Origin of the sequence: Nitrosospira sp. Is2 (genome assembly GCF_033095785.1) — a bacterium.
Taxonomy (GTDB): Bacteria; Pseudomonadota; Gammaproteobacteria; order Burkholderiales; family Nitrosomonadaceae; genus Nitrosospira.
Genome location: NZ_CP137134.1, coordinates 570,299 through 587,026 on the forward strand (window position 1 = coordinate 570,299; position 16,728 = coordinate 587,026).

Genomic DNA, 16,728 nt, shown 5'->3' on the forward strand with positions numbered 1-16,728 from the left:
ATAACCTATGCCCTATCCGCATCGGCGAACCACGGGGCGCGCGCAGCCATGATCAATTGCCTGGCTCGTTCGGCATCCATCTCCACCATTTCCACCAGATCATCCACCGCCAGATCGGCCAGATCCTCCTGAGTATTCACTCCCTTGGCGGCCAGCTCGCGCGCCGTCTGGCTGTCCATGCCCTCCAAGGCTAGCAAATCTTCCGCGATGTGCTCTACTTTTTCCTCGCTGACAATCGCCTCGGTCAAGAGCGCATTACGGGCGCGATTACGCAACTCGTTAACGGTTTGCTCGTCAAACGCGTCGATTTCCAGCATTTCACTGATTGGCACGTATGCAACCTCTTCCAGAGTGGTAAATCCTTCCTGCACGAGTATATCCGCCACCTCCTCGTCTACATCAAGTTTTTCCATGAAGAGCTGACGCAGCACCGAGAATTCTTCCTCATTTTTTGCCTGCGACTCTTCCATCGTCATGATGTTGAGCTCCCACCCGGTCAACTCGGAAGCGAGCCGTACGTTCTGCCCCCCGCGTCCAATAGCCTGTGCAAGGTTGTCCTCGTCCACCACGATATCCATGCTGTGCTTTTCCTCATCCACGAGAATGCTGCTGATTTCCGCTGGCGCCAGGGCATTTATCACAAACGTCGCCGGATCGTCGGCCCACAACACGATGTCCACTCTTTCTCCAGCCAATTCGCCGGTTACCGCCTGTACCCTGGAACCACGCATCCCCACGCAAGTGCCGATGGGATCGACTCGGGGGTCGTTGGACTTGACGGCAATCTTGGCCCGCGAACCCGGATCCCTTGCCGCGACCTTGATCTCAAGCAGACCTTCCTCGATCTCCGGCACTTCCAGTTCGAACAACTTAATCAGGAATTCCGGCACTGTCCGGGATAGTATCAACTGCGGACCCCGGGCGTTGCGATCGATTTTGTATAAATAGGCCCGCACGCGATCCCCAACTCTCAGGTTTTCTTTCGGAATCATCTGATCGCGCGGTAAAGCCGCCTCAACTCTGCCGGACTCGATAATCGCGTTCCCGCGCTCCATGCGCTTGATGGTCCCGGTGACCATGAATTCCTTGCGCTCAAGAAAATCGTTCAGAATCTGTTCACGTTCAGCATCACGTATTTTCTGAAATATTACCTGCTTGGCCGCCTGCGCACCGATGCGCCCAAACTCGACCGGTTCCAGCACCTCCTCGATGAACTCGTCCGGTTTAATTTCCGGATCACGCTGTATTGCCTCGCTCAACACAATTTGACGGGATGGGTCTTCCACCGCATCGTCAGGCACCACCTGCCAGCGCCGCAACGACTGATAATCGCCAGTCTGGTGGTCTATTGACACCCGCACATCAGCGTCCTCGTGAAAACGCTTTTTTGTAGCGGATGCCAACGCCAATTCAAGTGCGACAAAAACAATGTCTTTCTCGACATTCTTTTCGCGCGCCAGCGCGTCCACCAATAGCAAAACCTCGCGGCTCATGTTCCCTCCACCCCATTTTCCGATTATTACAATTTCGGAACCAGACGAGCCTTTTCAAGATTGCTCAGCTCAAGATCAAGCGTCTTTCCGTCCATTTCCAGCTTTAGTATCCCGTCTTTTACTTCGCGCACAACTCCGACAAAATTCCTCCGCCCCTGCAATGCCACGCGCAGCCGCAACGTAACCGACTCGCCCGAGAAGCGGATGAAGTCAGAAGCCTTCCTTAGCGGCCGGTCCAAACCTGGCGACGATACTTCCAGCCGATCGTAATCAATATTCTCAACCGCAAGCAATCGGCTCAGGTGATTGCTGACCGCTACGCAATCATCCACGCTCACACCGTTGGGCTTGTCGATAAAGACCCGTAACAGTTTCCCGCGCAGCGATCGCTCCAAGTCAACCAACTCATACCCAAGGCCGGCCAAGGTCGATTCGAGCAATTCATACAAATCCATGGCACCGATACAAACAAAAAATGGGCTGAAAAGAGCCCATAATCGGCGCCATTTTAGCAAAAATTTACAATTAATGAAAGCTTATAAATTGTTGCGGTAGCGCAGACTTTTTCACAGGCACATCGAGCAAACCTTATCCACAGTTATGTCCCGCGCCGGTCCGCCATCCCAGTCCTCAATCGCTTGCTAGGTCGTATTCATACTGATTTCTTATAACCGTTAGAGCATCGTGGTACCAAAGAAGTTTACCCTACGGCCGGGGAAATACAACTTCATACCCACCTCGCGCCGAGATCCCTGTTGCTTTCCTGCTACCCGGGTAATACATGCCCCACTATCACGCTATTTCTTGGAAGCCGTGCCGGCCCAATAAGAGATTCCTTCGTCTGTGGATGATACAATTTCCTTTCACGATCATCAGAAAAGAAAAACCACCGGAGGCGCGGCGTGTCAGCGATTAAATCCATTTTACATGAAACCCGGGTATTCCCCCCCAGTGCGGAGTTTGTAAGTCAGGCTAATCTGAGCGGCATGGAAAGCTACAAGGCTCTCTGCGCTGAAGCGGAACGAGATCTGCCTGCATTCTGGGGGAGGCTCGCGCGCGAACACATCGCCTGGCGGAAACCATTCACCAGAGTGCTAGATGAGAGCGATCACCCTTTTTTCAAGTGGTTTGACGATGGCGAATTAAACGTCTCGTTCAATTGTCTCGACCGTCACTTATCTACCCAGCCGGATAAAATCGCAATCATCTTCGAGGCGGATGACGGCACGGTCACCCGTAGCACGTACCGGGAACTCTATCAGCGGGTCTGCAGACTGGCCAATGGTCTCAAATCGCTGGGCATTCGCAAGGGCGACCGTGTCATTATCTACATGCCGATGAGCATTGAAGCCGTGGTGGCGATGCAGGCCTGCGCCCGTATCGGTGCGACGCATTCAGTCGTATTTGGCGGTTTCTCCGCCAAAAGCCTGAATGAACGCATCCTCAATGCCGGCGCGGTGGCGGTCATCACCGCTGATGAACAACACCGGGGCGGCAAGATCAACCATTTGAAAGCGGCCGTGGATGAGGCGCTTGCAATGGGTGGAGCCGAAGCGGTGAAGACAGTCGTCGTGTATAAGCGCGGCAGCGGCAACGTATTATCCGCACTCTCTCGCGATGTGTGGTGGCACGAGCTGATCAGCAATCAGAGCGATGACTGCGAACCCGAATGGATCGATGCCGAACACCCTTTATTTACACTTTACACCTCTGGTTCGACGGGCAAGCCAAAAGGCGTGCAGCATTCCTCCGCCGGGTATCTGCTGGGCACGATCGTCAGCATGAACTGGATATTCGACTATAAGCCCAATGACATTTTCTGGTGCACCGCGGACGTTGGCTGGGTCACCGGACACAGCTACGTCACCTATGGCCCCCTGGCTGTCGGCGCGACGCAAGTGATATTTGAAGGCGTCCCCACCTATCCCGATGCCGGGCGCTTCTGGCGGATGATACAGGACCACAAAGTCACGACGTTTTATACCGCGCCCACCGCGATTCGCTCGCTGATAAAACTTGGCCCCGAGCTGCCGGGCAAATATGATCTTTCCTCGCTCCGACTGCTCGGTTCGGTGGGCGAGCCGATTAATCCGGAGGCATGGATGTGGTATTACACAACCGTGGGCCAATCCCGCTGCCCTGTGGTGGATACATGGTGGCAGACGGAAACGGGCTGTCACATGATTGCACCGGTCCCAGGCGCGGTGCCGCTAAAGCCCGGCTCCTGCACTTTGCCTCTGCCAGGCGTCATGGCCGCGATTGTGGACGAGGCGGGTCACGACGTGCCCAACGGCAGCGGCGGGTTTCTTGTCATCAAACGCCCCTTTCCCTCACAGGCACGAACATTATGGGAGGACCCGGAGCGATTCAAGAAATCATACTTTCCAGGGGAACTGGGCGGTAAATATTATCTGGCCGGGGATTCAGCGAATCGAGATTCTGACGGATATTTCTGGATTATGGGGCGCATCGACGACGTTCTAAACGTCTCTGGACACCGTTTGGGCACCATGGAGATCGAATCGGCGCTGGTCGGAAACCCGCTGGTCGCAGAAGCGGCAGTCGTGGGTAAGCCGGACGATATAAAGACCGAAGCCGTCGTGGCGTTCGTCGTATTGAAAGGCGCGCGGCCCGAAGGTAAGGCCGCGCAGGATATCGCGGCTGAGTTGCGGAGCTGGGTTGCAAAGGAAATCGGGCCGATTGCCCGTCCGGATGAAATCCGTTTCGGGGATAATCTGCCAAAAACCCGGTCCGGCAAGATTATGCGTCGCTTGCTGCGCACACTGGCGAAAGGCGAGGAGATAAACCAGGACGTCTCCACCCTGGAGAACCCCGCCATATTGGAACAACTGAAACGCGCGATCGCGTAGCAAGCGTGTTTTTCCGCTGAATCAAATATACAGTCATGAATAACGACTTGCCCGCAGGGGCGGAAATGGGCGCCAAGTCACATCCGTCACCTCCATCGCATCCCCCCGTGCCCCACACCACCGATTATGAGAATGGTGTCAGCGCCATTGATGCCGACTATCTGCGCAGAGGACTCGCCGCTATTCACCTGATCCAGGAGAACGGTCAGGCGGCGTTGGTGGATACCGGAACCTCTTCTTCCGTTGCGGGGGTGATGAACGCGTTGCGGGAAAAAAATCTTACTCCCGCGGATGTCGCCTACGTGTTCCTCACCCACATACATCTCGATCACGCTGGCGGCGCGGGTGAATTCATGCACCAATTTCCGAACGCCAGACTCGTGGTGCATCCCCGGGGCGCGCGGCATATGATCGACCCCGCCAGGCTAATCGCAAGCGCCACAAGCGTGTACGGCGAAGCGGAATTTAGACGCATATACAGCACTATTCGCCCCGTGGATCCCAACCGCATTATCGAAGCACCCGATGGGTTGCGCCTCGACCTCAATGGCCGCCCGCTGCTTTTCCTCGACACACCCGGTCATGCGCGTCATCACTACTGCATTCTCGATGAGCGATATCAGTCCTTTTTTACCGGCGACACGTTCGGGATCTCTTATCGCGAATTCGACGTGGACGGTATAGAATTCGTCTTTCCGACCACCACCCCGGTTCAGTTTGACCCCGCCGCCGCCCATGCATCGCTGGAGCGGCTCATGAGTTATCACCCCTCATACGCTTTCCTGACCCATTACGGGCGCATCGGGCATCTGGCGCGCCACGCCGCCGAAATGCACGATCTGATCGATGTGCACGTAACGCTAGCCCTGAAACTGCGTGACCACGGCCCCGGAAGATTGGCAGCGCTGACGGAGGAACTTGGCGCATTGCTCCTTGACCGCATCATCAATCACGGCTGCAAGTTGCCCGAGGAAGAAATTCGCAGCCTGCTGGACCTGGACGTCAGGTTGAACGCGCAAGGCCTGGAGAACTGGCTGGACCACGCCGGGGCAAGGTAGTCGAATCATCTATCCGTCTTGTCCGCCGTTGTGTCCCGTTGTGTCCGTAGGCGCTTCGCTCATTTGCCTCACCCTCTCAAAAAAACACACCGCGGCGGCGGCCGCGGCGTTCAGCGACTCCGTGCAGCCCCGCATGGGAATAACGATCTGGTCGCTGGCCGCTTGCAGCAACGCATCAGAAAGGCCCATCCCTTCGTTGCCGAATACGAACGCCACCGGTCCGGTCAAACACGTCCGGTAGAGGCTGTTCTTTGCCCTGAGCGAGGTGGCGATCACTTTGCCGCTGAACGTCCGCGCCACGCTCGCCAGGTCGGATTGCTCATGTATCCGAACCAGAAAATGCGCGCCCATTGCGGCACGCAGCGTTTTCGGTGACCAGACATCGGCACAGCCGTCCGAAAGATAGATATTGCTTGCGCCCGCAGCGGCCGCGGAGCGCAGTATCGAGCCAAGGTTGCCCGGGTCCTGTATGGCTTCGAGCAGTACCCAAAAATTGTCTTCCTCGCGTTCGGGCAGCGCCCCTTGCGCGGGAATGTCCACCAGCGCGATGACACCGGTAGGTGTCTTTACCGGCGAGACTGCGCGAAACAACGCGTCGCTGAGCACAATTACACTTGCCTCTTCTTCATCCTGTTCCGCCAGTAACTGTTTGATCTCCTTATTCCGGTAGCTCGACTCGCTCACAATCAGGTTTTTCGGCCGCCCCAGCGCAAGCCGGTACGCATGGATCAGATGAATGCCGTCGAGTAGCGTTAAGCCTGTTGCTCTGCGCTGATGCGCCGACCCTGCCAGCTTAACGAGCTGCTTGGAAAAAGCATTATCCCGCGAGGAAATGAGTTTCACGTTTCTGGTGGCAATGGCAGCGGGTTATAAATGAGCGCGACCGATAACTGGAATTGAAACACTGTCTAAAGGCGGGAATTAGACGACGCCGCCTCGAAGAGGCAGCGCAGACCGCGCTGGGTAGTACCCAGGCTGCACTAAGGGAAGTGCATCGAAACCTGTTTCCCGATTCTCATACTACCTATGCTGGCAAAAAATCGCGTTTCCAGCACAGGAAGCACCAGTTGCTGAAAAGTCATTCACGGTTGTGCATCCCCATTCGCTTTTCCAAACGGCTCGATTGGAATCGTACGATATCTGACTTGGAGGATTTCAAGCTCTTCAGTTCCTCCCGGTGCGTGCAGGGTCACCACGGTGCCTTCTTGCGCCTTGATCAGTGCTCGCGCCATGGGAGAAACCCAGCTGATATATCCGCGAGAGGTGTCAATTTCATCGACTCCGACAATTGAAATGGTTTTCGCTTCACCTTTCTGATTGGCAAACGTCACGGTGGCGCCGAAGAAAACCCGCGTTTCATCGTCACGCGGTGCGACTGGGTCGACGACTTCAGCGATGTCCAGTCGCCGGGTAAGAAAACGAATGCGACGGTCGATTTCACGCAGACGTTTCTTACCGTAAATATAATCGGCATTCTCCGAGCGGTCGCCGTTTGCAGCCGCCCACGCCACGGTTGCAGTCACCTGGGGGCGCTCCTTATTCATCAGCCATTGAAACTCGTCCATCAGGCGTTGGTGCCCTGCTGGGGTGATGTAGTTTTTGCTCCCCGCAGGCAATGGCGGCAGGGGACTGTTTACCTCCTCTTCCCCGAAATCGTTATCCGGCTCGGTTTCTTTGGTAAACGCCTTGCTCATATCCTGCTCATCCGGTGGAGCACCTTTCTTTGCCGGCAAGACACGTATAAACCTCGCTCATTCCCGTCCTGGCCCCGCAACCAGCATCCGCTTCGCCTCTTCGGCCGCGCCCATGAGCCCGGCGGTTGGATTCATCACCACATGCACAGGGATGTCCTCCATTAATGAGGAAAAACGGCCCTTTTCGCGAAACGCTTTAATAAACCCGCCCTCCTGCAACTTGCCGATGATTCTGGGCGCAATCCCGCCCGCCACGTACACGCCGTCACGGCACAATCCGGCCAGCGCAAGGTTGCCGGCGTAGGCGCCATAAATTTTCACAAACAGATCGATTGATTTCATCGCAACGGGATACCCCTGGTTGAAGGCAAGATCAGATACCTGCGGGGCCTCGTCGCTCTCCAGGCGCGCCTGCGCCAGGTTCTCCGTACCGCCCCATTCATCCAGCAGGAAATTGAAAATATTGACGAGTCCCGGACCGGACAATACGCGCTCGACCGATACGCGCCCGAAGCGCTTGCGTAAATAATCAAGCAGCCGCATCTGCAACTCATCCACAGGGGCAAAATCGATGTGCCCGGCCTCAGTAGGCAAGGGGATGTAGCGTCCGCCCTGCCATATCAGCCACGCGACGCCCATGCCGGTTCCCGCCCCAAGAGTCACGCGCAGCCCGTTCGCGTAAGGCAGGCCCTTCTGCAGCGTCACGAGATCGTCTACCGCCAGGACCTCGACACTCAGCGCTACGGCTTCAAAATCATTGATGAGCTTGACGGCGGGGATGCCAAATTCCCGCTCCAACACCCTGGCATTCATCAACCAAGGCAAATTAGTCAGCTTGATCCCCTGTTCCGTGACTGGCCCTGCCACCGCGAAACAGGCGCTCAGGGGGGGCTTCATGCCAAGTGCCGAGGTGTTACCCAGAAAATCCCCAAGCACATCGGAAAAGCTTGAGTACTCGCGATTTGAATAACGCCGCTCAAAACGTACTTGAGCGTCGCCAGCCAGCCACTCCGTCGCCTGCAGCAGGGTTTTGGTTCCGCCGATGTCACCACTGACAAAATTATCCGTCATCACGCACCCAATCGTTGTGCCGGGTCCTGGCGATAAAATGAAGCCAGTTGCTCGTAGACCGCCGGATAATAGGATCTGACCGCCTGAGGGGTTTGAAAAAAAGCCTCGCTCATCACTGCAAAGAATTCCGCCGGATTTTCCGCCGCATAAGAATCCAGGGCCGTCGCCTCGCCTGCATCCACACGCATGCAGAAATCCGCATAGGCACTACTAAACGCCTCGCTCCACGCTTCCCGGCTCATGTCCGCGTGCAACGGGGGGTAGCCGTTCGCATCCCCGTTCAGCATGTCAAGCTTATGGGCGAATTCGTGTATTACGACGTTATAACCCTCGTCAGTCTCAACCGTCGCATCCTCCCAGGAAACAATCACCGGCCCCCCCAGCCATGACTCGCCCGACGCAGGCTCCCGCGCATGGTGCGCCACCCCATCTTCATCTATGTATTCGTAATCCCGGACGAACCCACACGGATAAACAATAATTTCCACCCAACCATCATAATAGTCCAAATCCAGATTCAGAATTAGAATGCAGGCCTGCGCCGCAATCGCCACCCGCATTTCACCGGTGACAATCAATCCATGCGCTCCGCTTATTTGCTTGGCGTGAAGAAAAAGCGTAGCGCACTCCCGCAACCGCTCAACCTCGGAACTGCTGAGTCCGCGCAGGAACCTCAGACGTCCTACTGCTTGCTGCCAGAGATCATCGGGAAGGGATTCATTCTTGAGTACGCGGCCGCGATACCAGGCTTTGACATTCAAAGGCATTACCCAATCTCGAAATCAGTCACCCCGGGAACCCTGCGCCTGATTTTCCACTTGAGGCGCATCGAGGTCCACCGCGTCAATCCGGGCAAAGCGCTGGCTGATCTTGCGACTGGAAACATGTACTTCTTCAACATCCTGGTTGGCCTGGCGGATGTGCTCCGCGAGCTTCTTCATGCGCTCGTCGAAGCGCGCAAAATCCTTGCCGAGCTTGGAGAGTTCAATTTTTATGATATGCACCTGCTCGCGGGTTTCGATATCCTTCAGCACTGCGCGCGCGGTGTTCAGAACCGCCATCAACGTCGTCGGCGAAACGATCCACACCTGCTTCTGCATGGCGTAGTCGACGACATCGGATTGATAAGCATGAATTTCCGCGAAAACTGCCTCCGCCGGCACAAACATGACTGCGCCGTCGCAGGTTTCCGGCGGAACAATATACTTGGCCGCGATATCATCGACATGTCGTTTTACGTCAGCCTTGAATTGCTTCTGCGCGGCAGCCCTGCTCGCTTCATCGGCGTTGCGGTCGAACATGCGATGAAAATTCTCCAGCGGAAACTTCGAATCGATAGCCACCATTCCGGTGGGAGGAGGCAGGCGCAAAACACAGTCCGCACGGCTGCCGTTTGACAACGTATGCTGCATCGCATATGCGGAAGCTGGCAGGACATTCCGCACCAAAGCTTCCAGTTGTACCTCCCCGAAGGCGCCGCGGGAACGCTTGTCCCCCAGCAGTTCCTGAAGGCTCACGACGTTGGTGGTAAGACTGTCTATTTTTTTCTGGGCTTCGTCGATCGTGGCCAGCCGTTCCATTACGCTCGTAAAAGTCTCGTTGGTTTTCTTGAATCCCTCATCGAGACGTTCAGCAACATGTCCACTGATCTGGTCCAACCGTGTTTCGATCGTTCCGCGCAATTGCTCGGATGTTTTGCCGAGCGATTCAGACAACCGGTCGCCCTGGTTGATCAACCCCTCGTGCAAGTCCTTGAGCATGTCGCGGTGCTTGTCTTCCAGCAGCCTCGCTTGCTGTCCAAGCAGTTCGCGTACCATCGTGGAGAGTATGCCCAGCCTGATGACGAGAAAAGCCATGGTGATCAGCATCACGGCAGCGGAAGCGGTAATCAGCAGGATTTCGGACATGATGCATGAAAGTATACCGGAGAATAAGAATGCCTACGGCGCGTGTTTCGACCTGAAGCGTCTTCCATCTTCTCCTGCCGCCCGGTTGCTGCATACCGGCGAATTCCTGCTTATTTCATGCCTTCAGGGTAATATCTCTGACTATCCATCTGGTGCCTGCGCCATTTGCTTTGCTGCCGGTCCCGAACCTGCTCCTCAACACCTCCGGCCGAACCACCCACCGGCTGAATATTTTCATTTCGGTTCTCAAGCCGCTCCTTTCGCGCTTTTCTGCCAGCCCTGCGTCGCTCTTCCAGGGCTTTTCGTCCCCCGGGGCGCAGTTCCTCCTGTGCCGCCTCCCACGGTTTCGTCTCCCAGGGTTTCGCTTCCCACGGCTTTGAAGGGGTATTGTCCTGCGCTTGCGGCTTTGCTTGACTCGCGCCGGCCTCCGGGTATCCGCCCATGCTGCCTTCGTTTGCCGCGGCTTGTGACACTGACATGGCCACAACGGCCAGCACTGCCCATCTGTTACATCGTATTTTCATGTTGATATTGGCACCTCTCGCTGTTCGGTCCAGTGAATTTCAGGGTAAGTTGCTGCAATAATCTCGAATAGCTTCACTCAACACTTGGGCAAAGTCCGGGTTCTACCTATCGTTAGCCAACCATCGTTGATCACCTGTCGACTATGCTCTCATCGGCAGGGGGATATACGATCTCCAGCCCATCGGTTCGTGCCCAGGGCGTTATCACATGCGGTTTTCGCTCCTGTACACCCATGATATGTTCGACGCGGAGGCCGCGCAAGACAAGCGCGTCGGCAATCAGCGAACGGTGGCACCGCCATGGCACGGCTTCCGCGCACATCAACGCACATAGCCCGGATGCGGCAATCTCCACGACAGTCCGAATGTTATCGGTGAAGTCGGGCGTTTGCATATAGTCCGCATATCCGCGAAAAGATGCGTTTCGCCAGCCCCTGTTGATGGAGTCCTTGCGCGCGTGTCTAAGCCCGCCGAGGCCCGGCAAGTGGCGGTAGCCAATGTTTGATGCGCGCAGGGCTAGCGGCAGCGTTTCCTGACTGTACTGGGGGTTCCGCCGGGAATGAGGTATGGTACGCACATCAAGAACGAGGCCGATCTCATTCCCTGCCAGCATGTCGATGAACAGGTTCAGTGGGCGTGTTGAATGTCCAATCGTATATATAAGCGGCCCGCGCTGCGCGTCGTGTTTCTCCATACGTTCGGTTCCTCCCTGCACTGAACATCGGTAGAACTTCTACCACATTAACGACGCCACGACGTATGCTTTCCGGGAACAGGGATTGAACAATCAAACACCAACCACGCAGCTGATATGCCCTTAAAATGCACGCTCGGACGCTAGGGCCCGGACGGCGCTGCAACGCAGCCGAAACGTGATGCGTTGAGTTTTACGTCTGACCGCTCCCAGGCCTGTTTAAAACGGGCTTCGATCAGTTCTGCCTGGTCTTTTTTATTTTGCGCACGCAACGCCTGCAATAAACCGTAGAGCGCCCAGCCGGTATTGCGATTTCGCCGCAAGTCCTCCCAGTAAACTGTTTCCGCTTCAGCCGGACGCCCCGATTCAAGCAGCATGGCACCCAATGTCAGCCTGGGGGGCGACTGCCATTCCGGCGGCTCGGTGTAAGCCAGCGCATCCTCAAGGCGGACGGCCCGTTCAAGATGAGAAATGGCTATCTCGGATTGACCGCGCGCCGCGGCAATTTCTCCCGCCAACACCTCCGGACCGATTGCCAGAACGGACCGCGCCGTATTCAGCGACATGAGCGGATGCTCCAGCGACCCATCATGCAGGATACCGCGCAGCACTTCCAATTCCCGTTCCGCCTGCTGCAACTGCCGCGTTGCCGCAAAAGCCAGCCCACGCGCATAGTGCCAGCCGCCCTTCACAAATGCGTTTGTCGAGGACGGGGCAGGCTCCTGTAGAATCTCGTTCCATTTCCCAAACCGAGCCAACGCCCAGTACGGGACGACGCGAAACACCGCCGTTAGTGGCACCTCCTCCAGCATCCTGTCGTCCACCGTACCGGCCACTTTGCGCGCGGACTCAATCGCAACCCGGCTTTGACCGCCCGCGCTGGCAACTGCCCAGAGGAAATGGATGTTGTGCGGAAAGTACGCTACGGAATACAACCCCTGCGCGTGTTTCCGCGCCAGGTAAGCCTCGTCCGCCGCAACCGCGCGCTCATTGCTCTTGATTGCGTCCGCATACCTGCCGACCCGCAGGTAGATATGCGAAGGCATATGTACGATATGCCCCGCATCCGGCATCAGCGTCAGCAGCGTATCGGCTGCCTTTTCCGCTCGCTCGGGAGTGGCGGTAGGCTCTATCAGATGGATATAAAAGTGCAGCGCGCCAGGGTGTTTTGGGTGGCGACGCATTACTTCCTCGGTGATGGCGACAATTTCAGCTGTATCTTTCATTGGATACCCGTCGCGCATCCAGTAACCCCAGGAGTTCAGGTCCATCGACGACTCGACATAGAGCATGGCAATGTCCGGATCAGCCAGGAAGCGGCGATGCACCTCGCGCATCGCGTCAGCGTAGGCCTCATCGTTCGCCTTGCGGCGTTCCGAGTTGCCGCTATAACGCTTTTCAAGGGCCGCTATGAGCGCGCGCTCGCGCGGTGATGCCTTCTCCCCCAGAGAGGCTGCCTTGCGCACCAGTTCGAGAGCCGGCATCTCGTCCTTCGGCTCCATGGGGGCGTTGATATTCGGCCCCAGCACAAGCGCCTGACCCCAATAAGCCATTGCAAGCGATGTGTCCAGTCTTGCCGCTTCCCGGAATGCGCGGCCCGCCTCGGCATGATTAAATGCGTAGGAAAGGTTTAGTCCCTGGTTCATGAACTGCTGCGCCAGCTTGTTCCGCGTGCTCACCGGAAATGTATGCGGGCCCAGATTCAACAGTTCCGGCGCGCCGTCATCACTCTGCCCTGGGAGGTTTGCCCCGGCAGGCTGTCCGTGATGCTGATGCGCGCCGCTCGCACCCCGGGTAGCCGAAGCGGGTTCGTGAGCCAGGACATTATGCGCGAACACGGCCGCAGCGCAGGCCGCGATTGCCGCCAACCGAACAGTCATGAAATCCACGCCATGGGTCTTCACCGATGTCACCTCCTGATAATCGCGGTTCACGGGCCCGCCTCCAGACCACGCAACTCCGACAGGCGGGAAAGTCCAAAATGAATAAAAGCCAGCGCCGCCAATACGGGGGCCACCAGATTTATAAACGGAATAAATTGCATCAACCCCGTCAGCAACCCCAAGACCCACAAGGAGGGGCGTTGCGTGGAAAATATCGCTTGCATTTCTTCCCTGCTGGCATGTTCCGCCAGGGCGTCGTAACGGAATAGACGCTGGTTCAGATAGGCGGTAGCGACAAAGGGAATAATGACACCGACGCCGATTAGCCACAAGGGAAACGTGACCACCCAAATGGCTATAAAGATCGCGAGGGCGAGCAGGGCATTGAGCACGCTGCCGGCAAACCCGCCACCGTTTTTGCGTGCAAGAGAGGGATAGTCGCGGATCGCGACCAGGCGGATCAGCGCAGGCATTGCAAATAAGGCGGTAATGACCAGCGCGGTAACGAAAACCAGCGGCACGAACAGAATCAGATGCGCGATCCCTTGAATTCCGTACGCGATCCATCGCGGTTCGACACCCTCAAGCCAGGTTTGGATGCCAATTGCGGTAAGACCGCTCGCGATCCATACCGAGAAAGTATTCCAGAAGGCCACGCCCAGAATCAACCACAGCAGGCCCGCCGCCAGAATGGGCCAGATAATGATCCACAAGACCTGAAACTGGAACATATCGCGAAAGGCGCGCGAAAGTGCTTCGAATACGGGTGTCACGCACGCTCCTTTCCGGAATAATGCGTCGGCGAGGAAAACCCCGGAGCTATCGATGAGACTCGTAAGAGGGAATAGGCATTCTCTGCTCAAGCTTCACAATAGTTCAGAAAAGCAACAAATGCCTCGAAGGCGATCACTGGATCCCGCTTTTGCACAACGGATCCCCTTCGTAGGCAAAGGAATTGTACCAAGTGGTATGCTCCCAGATTTCGCCGCACACCTCACCGCAGATCTTGCGCTCGAATCCGCACATGCCACCCAACTCGAATCGTGCCGTATACGCGCCGGCTCCGTCTCCACCTTTGAGTTCCAGAATAATTCGTTCTTTATCTTCAATAACGGACGCAGAGTGCATATTGGTGAGATCCTTATAGAGCTTCTCGGGAATCGGAAACGGTTTGCCGTTAATACGCACGAGAAAGGTCTCAGTAACAAATCGAGGGATTCCGCCGTCCATGCCCCACATGCCCGCATCCACCTCGCGGCACTCGCCGTTTCTGCAGCGCCGCTCCTGCAACGTAAGTTCGACTTTTTTTCCGGACGGCAGGACATATCTTTTTTCATGCACGAACGGGCTTGTCACCTCGATTTGCGCAAAGACACATAAGGGCGCGGCAAAATAGCCGAGAAGCACCCATTTTAAAAAGCCCGACATAACGTGCTGCTCATGGGCGTCGAACCCGAGTTGCTGTTACCGGTTTCACGCTATTTCCATGAAGATCTTTTCCGTCACCGCCGCCACCTTCAATTTTTCGAACAGCCTGTCAAACGCTACCCTGCTCTGCCCAACGAAATCCGCGCTCTTCGTTTCGCCCACCAGAATGCATCCCTCCGTGTTGGCGGCCTTGTTTCCGGGATGTATCCTTATCCCTTCAAAGTTCGGCACGTTTAAAAGCAGCGGGAGTGGGCGCTGAAACCGCTGCGAGAAACTGATGACCACCTCGTAGCGCCCCGCCGGTATCGCGGTCTTACCCGCGATCTTTACCGGCCTTACCTTGTCTTCCAGGGTATAGCACTCAAACTGGTCATTCACCAACAGTTCGCCTATCGTGCTCTCTTCGGAAAAATCCGTTCTTTTTACACGCAGTTCCATCCCAACTCCCCTCTCAACCAAACAGGAACCCGGCAGTCGACTAAACAGTTAGGCGTTCCAGGATAATTCGTTTACGCAAACGGGCTACGGGGCTTACACCAAACGGCCGCAATGGCCTTCGGATGCGTTTTAGGCCCCTCACAGCCATATGTTGCTTGCATACTCGCGAAGCGTTAAGGTTAGGATCGCCCTAATTCGGGACAATGACGCGGGGTTCAGCAACGCCTCCAGGTCGTGCCCTTCGCTGTATCTTCAAGAATAATGCTCGCGCTCATCAACTCCTTGCGAATACGGTCAGCCTCGCCGTAATCTTTGTTCGCGCGGGCAAGAAGACGTTTTTGAATCATTTGTTCGATGTGTTCGGGTGTAAACCCCGAGTCCCCCGCCGCTCCAGCTTCCTGGAAGTAATGCTGCGGGTCCTGTTGCAGTAGCCCGAGCACGCTGCCCAGCGCTTTCAGCGATGCGATACTCTTTGACGATGCGGATTTGTTGGTCTCATTCGCGAGATCAAACAGCACCGCGATGGCCTCGGACGTATTGAAATCGTCATCCATTGCCTCCTTGAAACGTGCGGCGTGGGGGTCATGCCAATCAATTTCCATCGGAACTTGACTCGTGTCAAAACTTTTGAGCGCGGTATAAAGACGATCCAGCGCACGCTTGGCGTCTTCCAGATGCATGTCGGAGTAGTTGAGCGGGCTGCGATAATGTGCGCGCAGAATAAAGAACCTCACCACCTCAGGCTGATAGCGGGCAAGAATTTCGCGCACGGTAAAAAAATTGCCCAGTGATTTCGACATCTTTTCGTCATTGACACGCACAAAACCGTTGTGCATCCAGAAATTGACGAAGGGATGATCATGCGCTCCCTCGCTTTGGGCAATTTCATTTTCATGATGCGGAAACTGCAGATCCTGTCCGCCGCCATGTATATCGAAGTGTTCACCCAGGTAATGTTCACTCATAGCCGAGCATTCAATATGCCAGCCGGGGCGACCCATCCCCCAAGGCGAATCCCACTGCGGCTCACCCGGTTTTGCAGCCTTCCACAACACAAAGTCCAGCGGGTCTTTTTTATGCGGATCGATACCCACCCGCTCCCCTGCGCGCAAGTCGTCAAGGGATTTCCCCGAGAGCTTTCCATAGCCGGGAAATTCGTGCACGGCGAAATATACGTCGCCGTTGGCCGCGGCATACCCCAGGCCTTTCTTCACGAGCATGTCTATCATCGCAATCATGCTGTCGATATGGCGCGTCGCAAGCGGCTCGAACGTCGCCGGTTCCACCCCAAGCGCGGCCGCGTCTTCTTCCATGGCCTTGATGAAGCGAGCGGTGAGCGCCTCGAAGGACTCGCCATTCTCGTGCGCCCGCCGGATGATTTTATCGTCGATATCCGTGATATTGCGCACGTATGTCACGTTGAACCCGCTCGCCCGCAACCAGCGTTGCACCAAATCGAAAACCACCATCATTCGAGCGTGGCCAAGATGGCAATAGTCATAGACCGTCATGCCGCAAACGTACATTTTGACCTTGCCGGGCAGCATGGGAATAAAGTCCTGCTTTTCCCTGGCGAGAGAATTGTGGATTCTGAGCATCTGGCAAGATTGTGAATTGAACAGGCTTCTTGGTAGAATCGTGCGGATTCCAAGATAACTCAACAAGAAC

The 16,728-nt window shown here is 56.1% G+C and carries 16 protein-coding genes; 2 read left to right on the forward strand and 14 right to left on the reverse strand.

Annotation, left to right across the window (positions count from 1 at the left end; translation table 11 throughout):
- Nucleotides 1–5: 5 nt before the first annotated feature.
- Together nusA and rimP are read right to left on the reverse strand one after the other, a co-directional pair.
- On the reverse strand, nucleotides 6–1,493 hold the full coding sequence (gene nusA, locus R5L00_RS02560; protein WP_317653211.1) for a transcription termination factor NusA: 1,488 nt from the start codon (nucleotides 1,491–1,493) through the stop codon (nucleotides 6–8).
- A 26-nt stretch (nucleotides 1,494–1,519) separates the two neighbouring features.
- A complete protein-coding gene (gene rimP, locus R5L00_RS02565) occupies nucleotides 1,520–1,948 on the reverse strand; it encodes a ribosome maturation factor RimP (RefSeq protein WP_107692419.1) in 429 nt (142 codons plus the stop codon).
- A gap of 447 nt (nucleotides 1,949–2,395) precedes the next feature.
- Here rimP and acs point away from each other — a divergent pair, with 447 nt between their 5' ends.
- Nucleotides 2,396–4,363 (forward strand): acetate--CoA ligase, encoded by a 1,968-nt coding sequence (acs, locus tag R5L00_RS02570; RefSeq protein WP_317653212.1) that lies wholly within the window; start codon nucleotides 2,396–2,398, stop codon nucleotides 4,361–4,363.
- A 35-nt stretch (nucleotides 4,364–4,398) separates the two neighbouring features.
- A complete protein-coding gene (locus tag R5L00_RS02575) occupies nucleotides 4,399–5,421 on the forward strand; it encodes an MBL fold metallo-hydrolase (protein WP_411555584.1) in 1,023 nt (340 codons plus the stop codon).
- A gap of 9 nt (nucleotides 5,422–5,430) precedes the next feature.
- On the opposite strand, the gene R5L00_RS02580 is transcribed toward R5L00_RS02575, so the two are convergent.
- The 12 genes from R5L00_RS02580 to cysS all read right to left on the reverse strand — a co-directional run bounded on the left by R5L00_RS02580 (nucleotide 5,431) and on the right by cysS (nucleotide 16,658).
- Nucleotides 5,431–6,264, reverse strand: a complete 834-nt coding sequence (locus tag R5L00_RS02580; protein ID WP_317653214.1) for an RNA methyltransferase — start codon at nucleotides 6,262–6,264, stop codon at nucleotides 5,431–5,433.
- Between the two features lie 239 nt (nucleotides 6,265–6,503).
- Nucleotides 6,504–7,115, reverse strand: coding sequence for a transcription elongation factor GreB (gene greB, locus R5L00_RS02585; protein ID WP_317653216.1), 612 nt, complete (start codon nucleotides 7,113–7,115; stop codon nucleotides 6,504–6,506).
- 57 nt (nucleotides 7,116–7,172) lie between these two features.
- Nucleotides 7,173–8,186, reverse strand: a complete 1,014-nt coding sequence (glk, locus tag R5L00_RS02590) for a glucokinase (protein ID WP_317653217.1) — start codon at nucleotides 8,184–8,186, stop codon at nucleotides 7,173–7,175.
- Entirely contained in the window at nucleotides 8,186–8,953 is a 768-nt protein-coding gene (locus tag R5L00_RS02595; RefSeq protein ID WP_317653219.1) for a zinc-dependent peptidase, read from the reverse strand. Before R5L00_RS02595 ends, glk begins: the two co-directional genes overlap by 1 nt.
- 15 nt (nucleotides 8,954–8,968) lie before the next feature.
- A complete protein-coding gene (locus R5L00_RS02600; RefSeq protein WP_107692412.1) occupies nucleotides 8,969–10,093 on the reverse strand; it encodes a DNA recombination protein RmuC in 1,125 nt (374 codons plus the stop codon).
- Nucleotides 10,094–10,203: 110 nt separating this feature from the next.
- Nucleotides 10,204–10,617: a hypothetical protein gene (locus R5L00_RS02605; protein ID WP_317653221.1), complete on the reverse strand. Its 414-nt coding sequence runs from the start codon at nucleotides 10,615–10,617 to the stop codon at nucleotides 10,204–10,206.
- Between the two features lie 130 nt (nucleotides 10,618–10,747).
- Nucleotides 10,748–11,311, reverse strand: a complete 564-nt coding sequence (locus R5L00_RS02610; protein ID WP_317653222.1) for a DUF488 domain-containing protein — start codon at nucleotides 11,309–11,311, stop codon at nucleotides 10,748–10,750.
- A gap of 143 nt (nucleotides 11,312–11,454) precedes the next feature.
- Nucleotides 11,455–13,191: a hypothetical protein gene (locus R5L00_RS02615; RefSeq protein ID WP_411555601.1), complete on the reverse strand. Its 1,737-nt coding sequence runs from the start codon at nucleotides 13,189–13,191 to the stop codon at nucleotides 11,455–11,457.
- 50 nt (nucleotides 13,192–13,241) lie between these two features.
- Nucleotides 13,242–13,967: an EI24 domain-containing protein gene (locus R5L00_RS02620; RefSeq protein ID WP_317653225.1), complete on the reverse strand. Its 726-nt coding sequence runs from the start codon at nucleotides 13,965–13,967 to the stop codon at nucleotides 13,242–13,244.
- Between the two features lie 133 nt (nucleotides 13,968–14,100).
- Nucleotides 14,101–14,622, reverse strand: coding sequence for a hypothetical protein (locus R5L00_RS02625; RefSeq protein WP_317653226.1), 522 nt, complete (start codon nucleotides 14,620–14,622; stop codon nucleotides 14,101–14,103).
- Nucleotides 14,623–14,667: 45 nt separating this feature from the next.
- Nucleotides 14,668–15,060: a DUF5675 family protein gene (locus R5L00_RS02630; protein WP_107692407.1), complete on the reverse strand. Its 393-nt coding sequence runs from the start codon at nucleotides 15,058–15,060 to the stop codon at nucleotides 14,668–14,670.
- Between the two features lie 215 nt (nucleotides 15,061–15,275).
- Nucleotides 15,276–16,658, reverse strand: coding sequence for a cysteine--tRNA ligase (gene cysS / locus R5L00_RS02635; protein WP_317653228.1), 1,383 nt, complete (start codon nucleotides 16,656–16,658; stop codon nucleotides 15,276–15,278).
- Nucleotides 16,659–16,728: the final 70 nt, after the last annotated feature.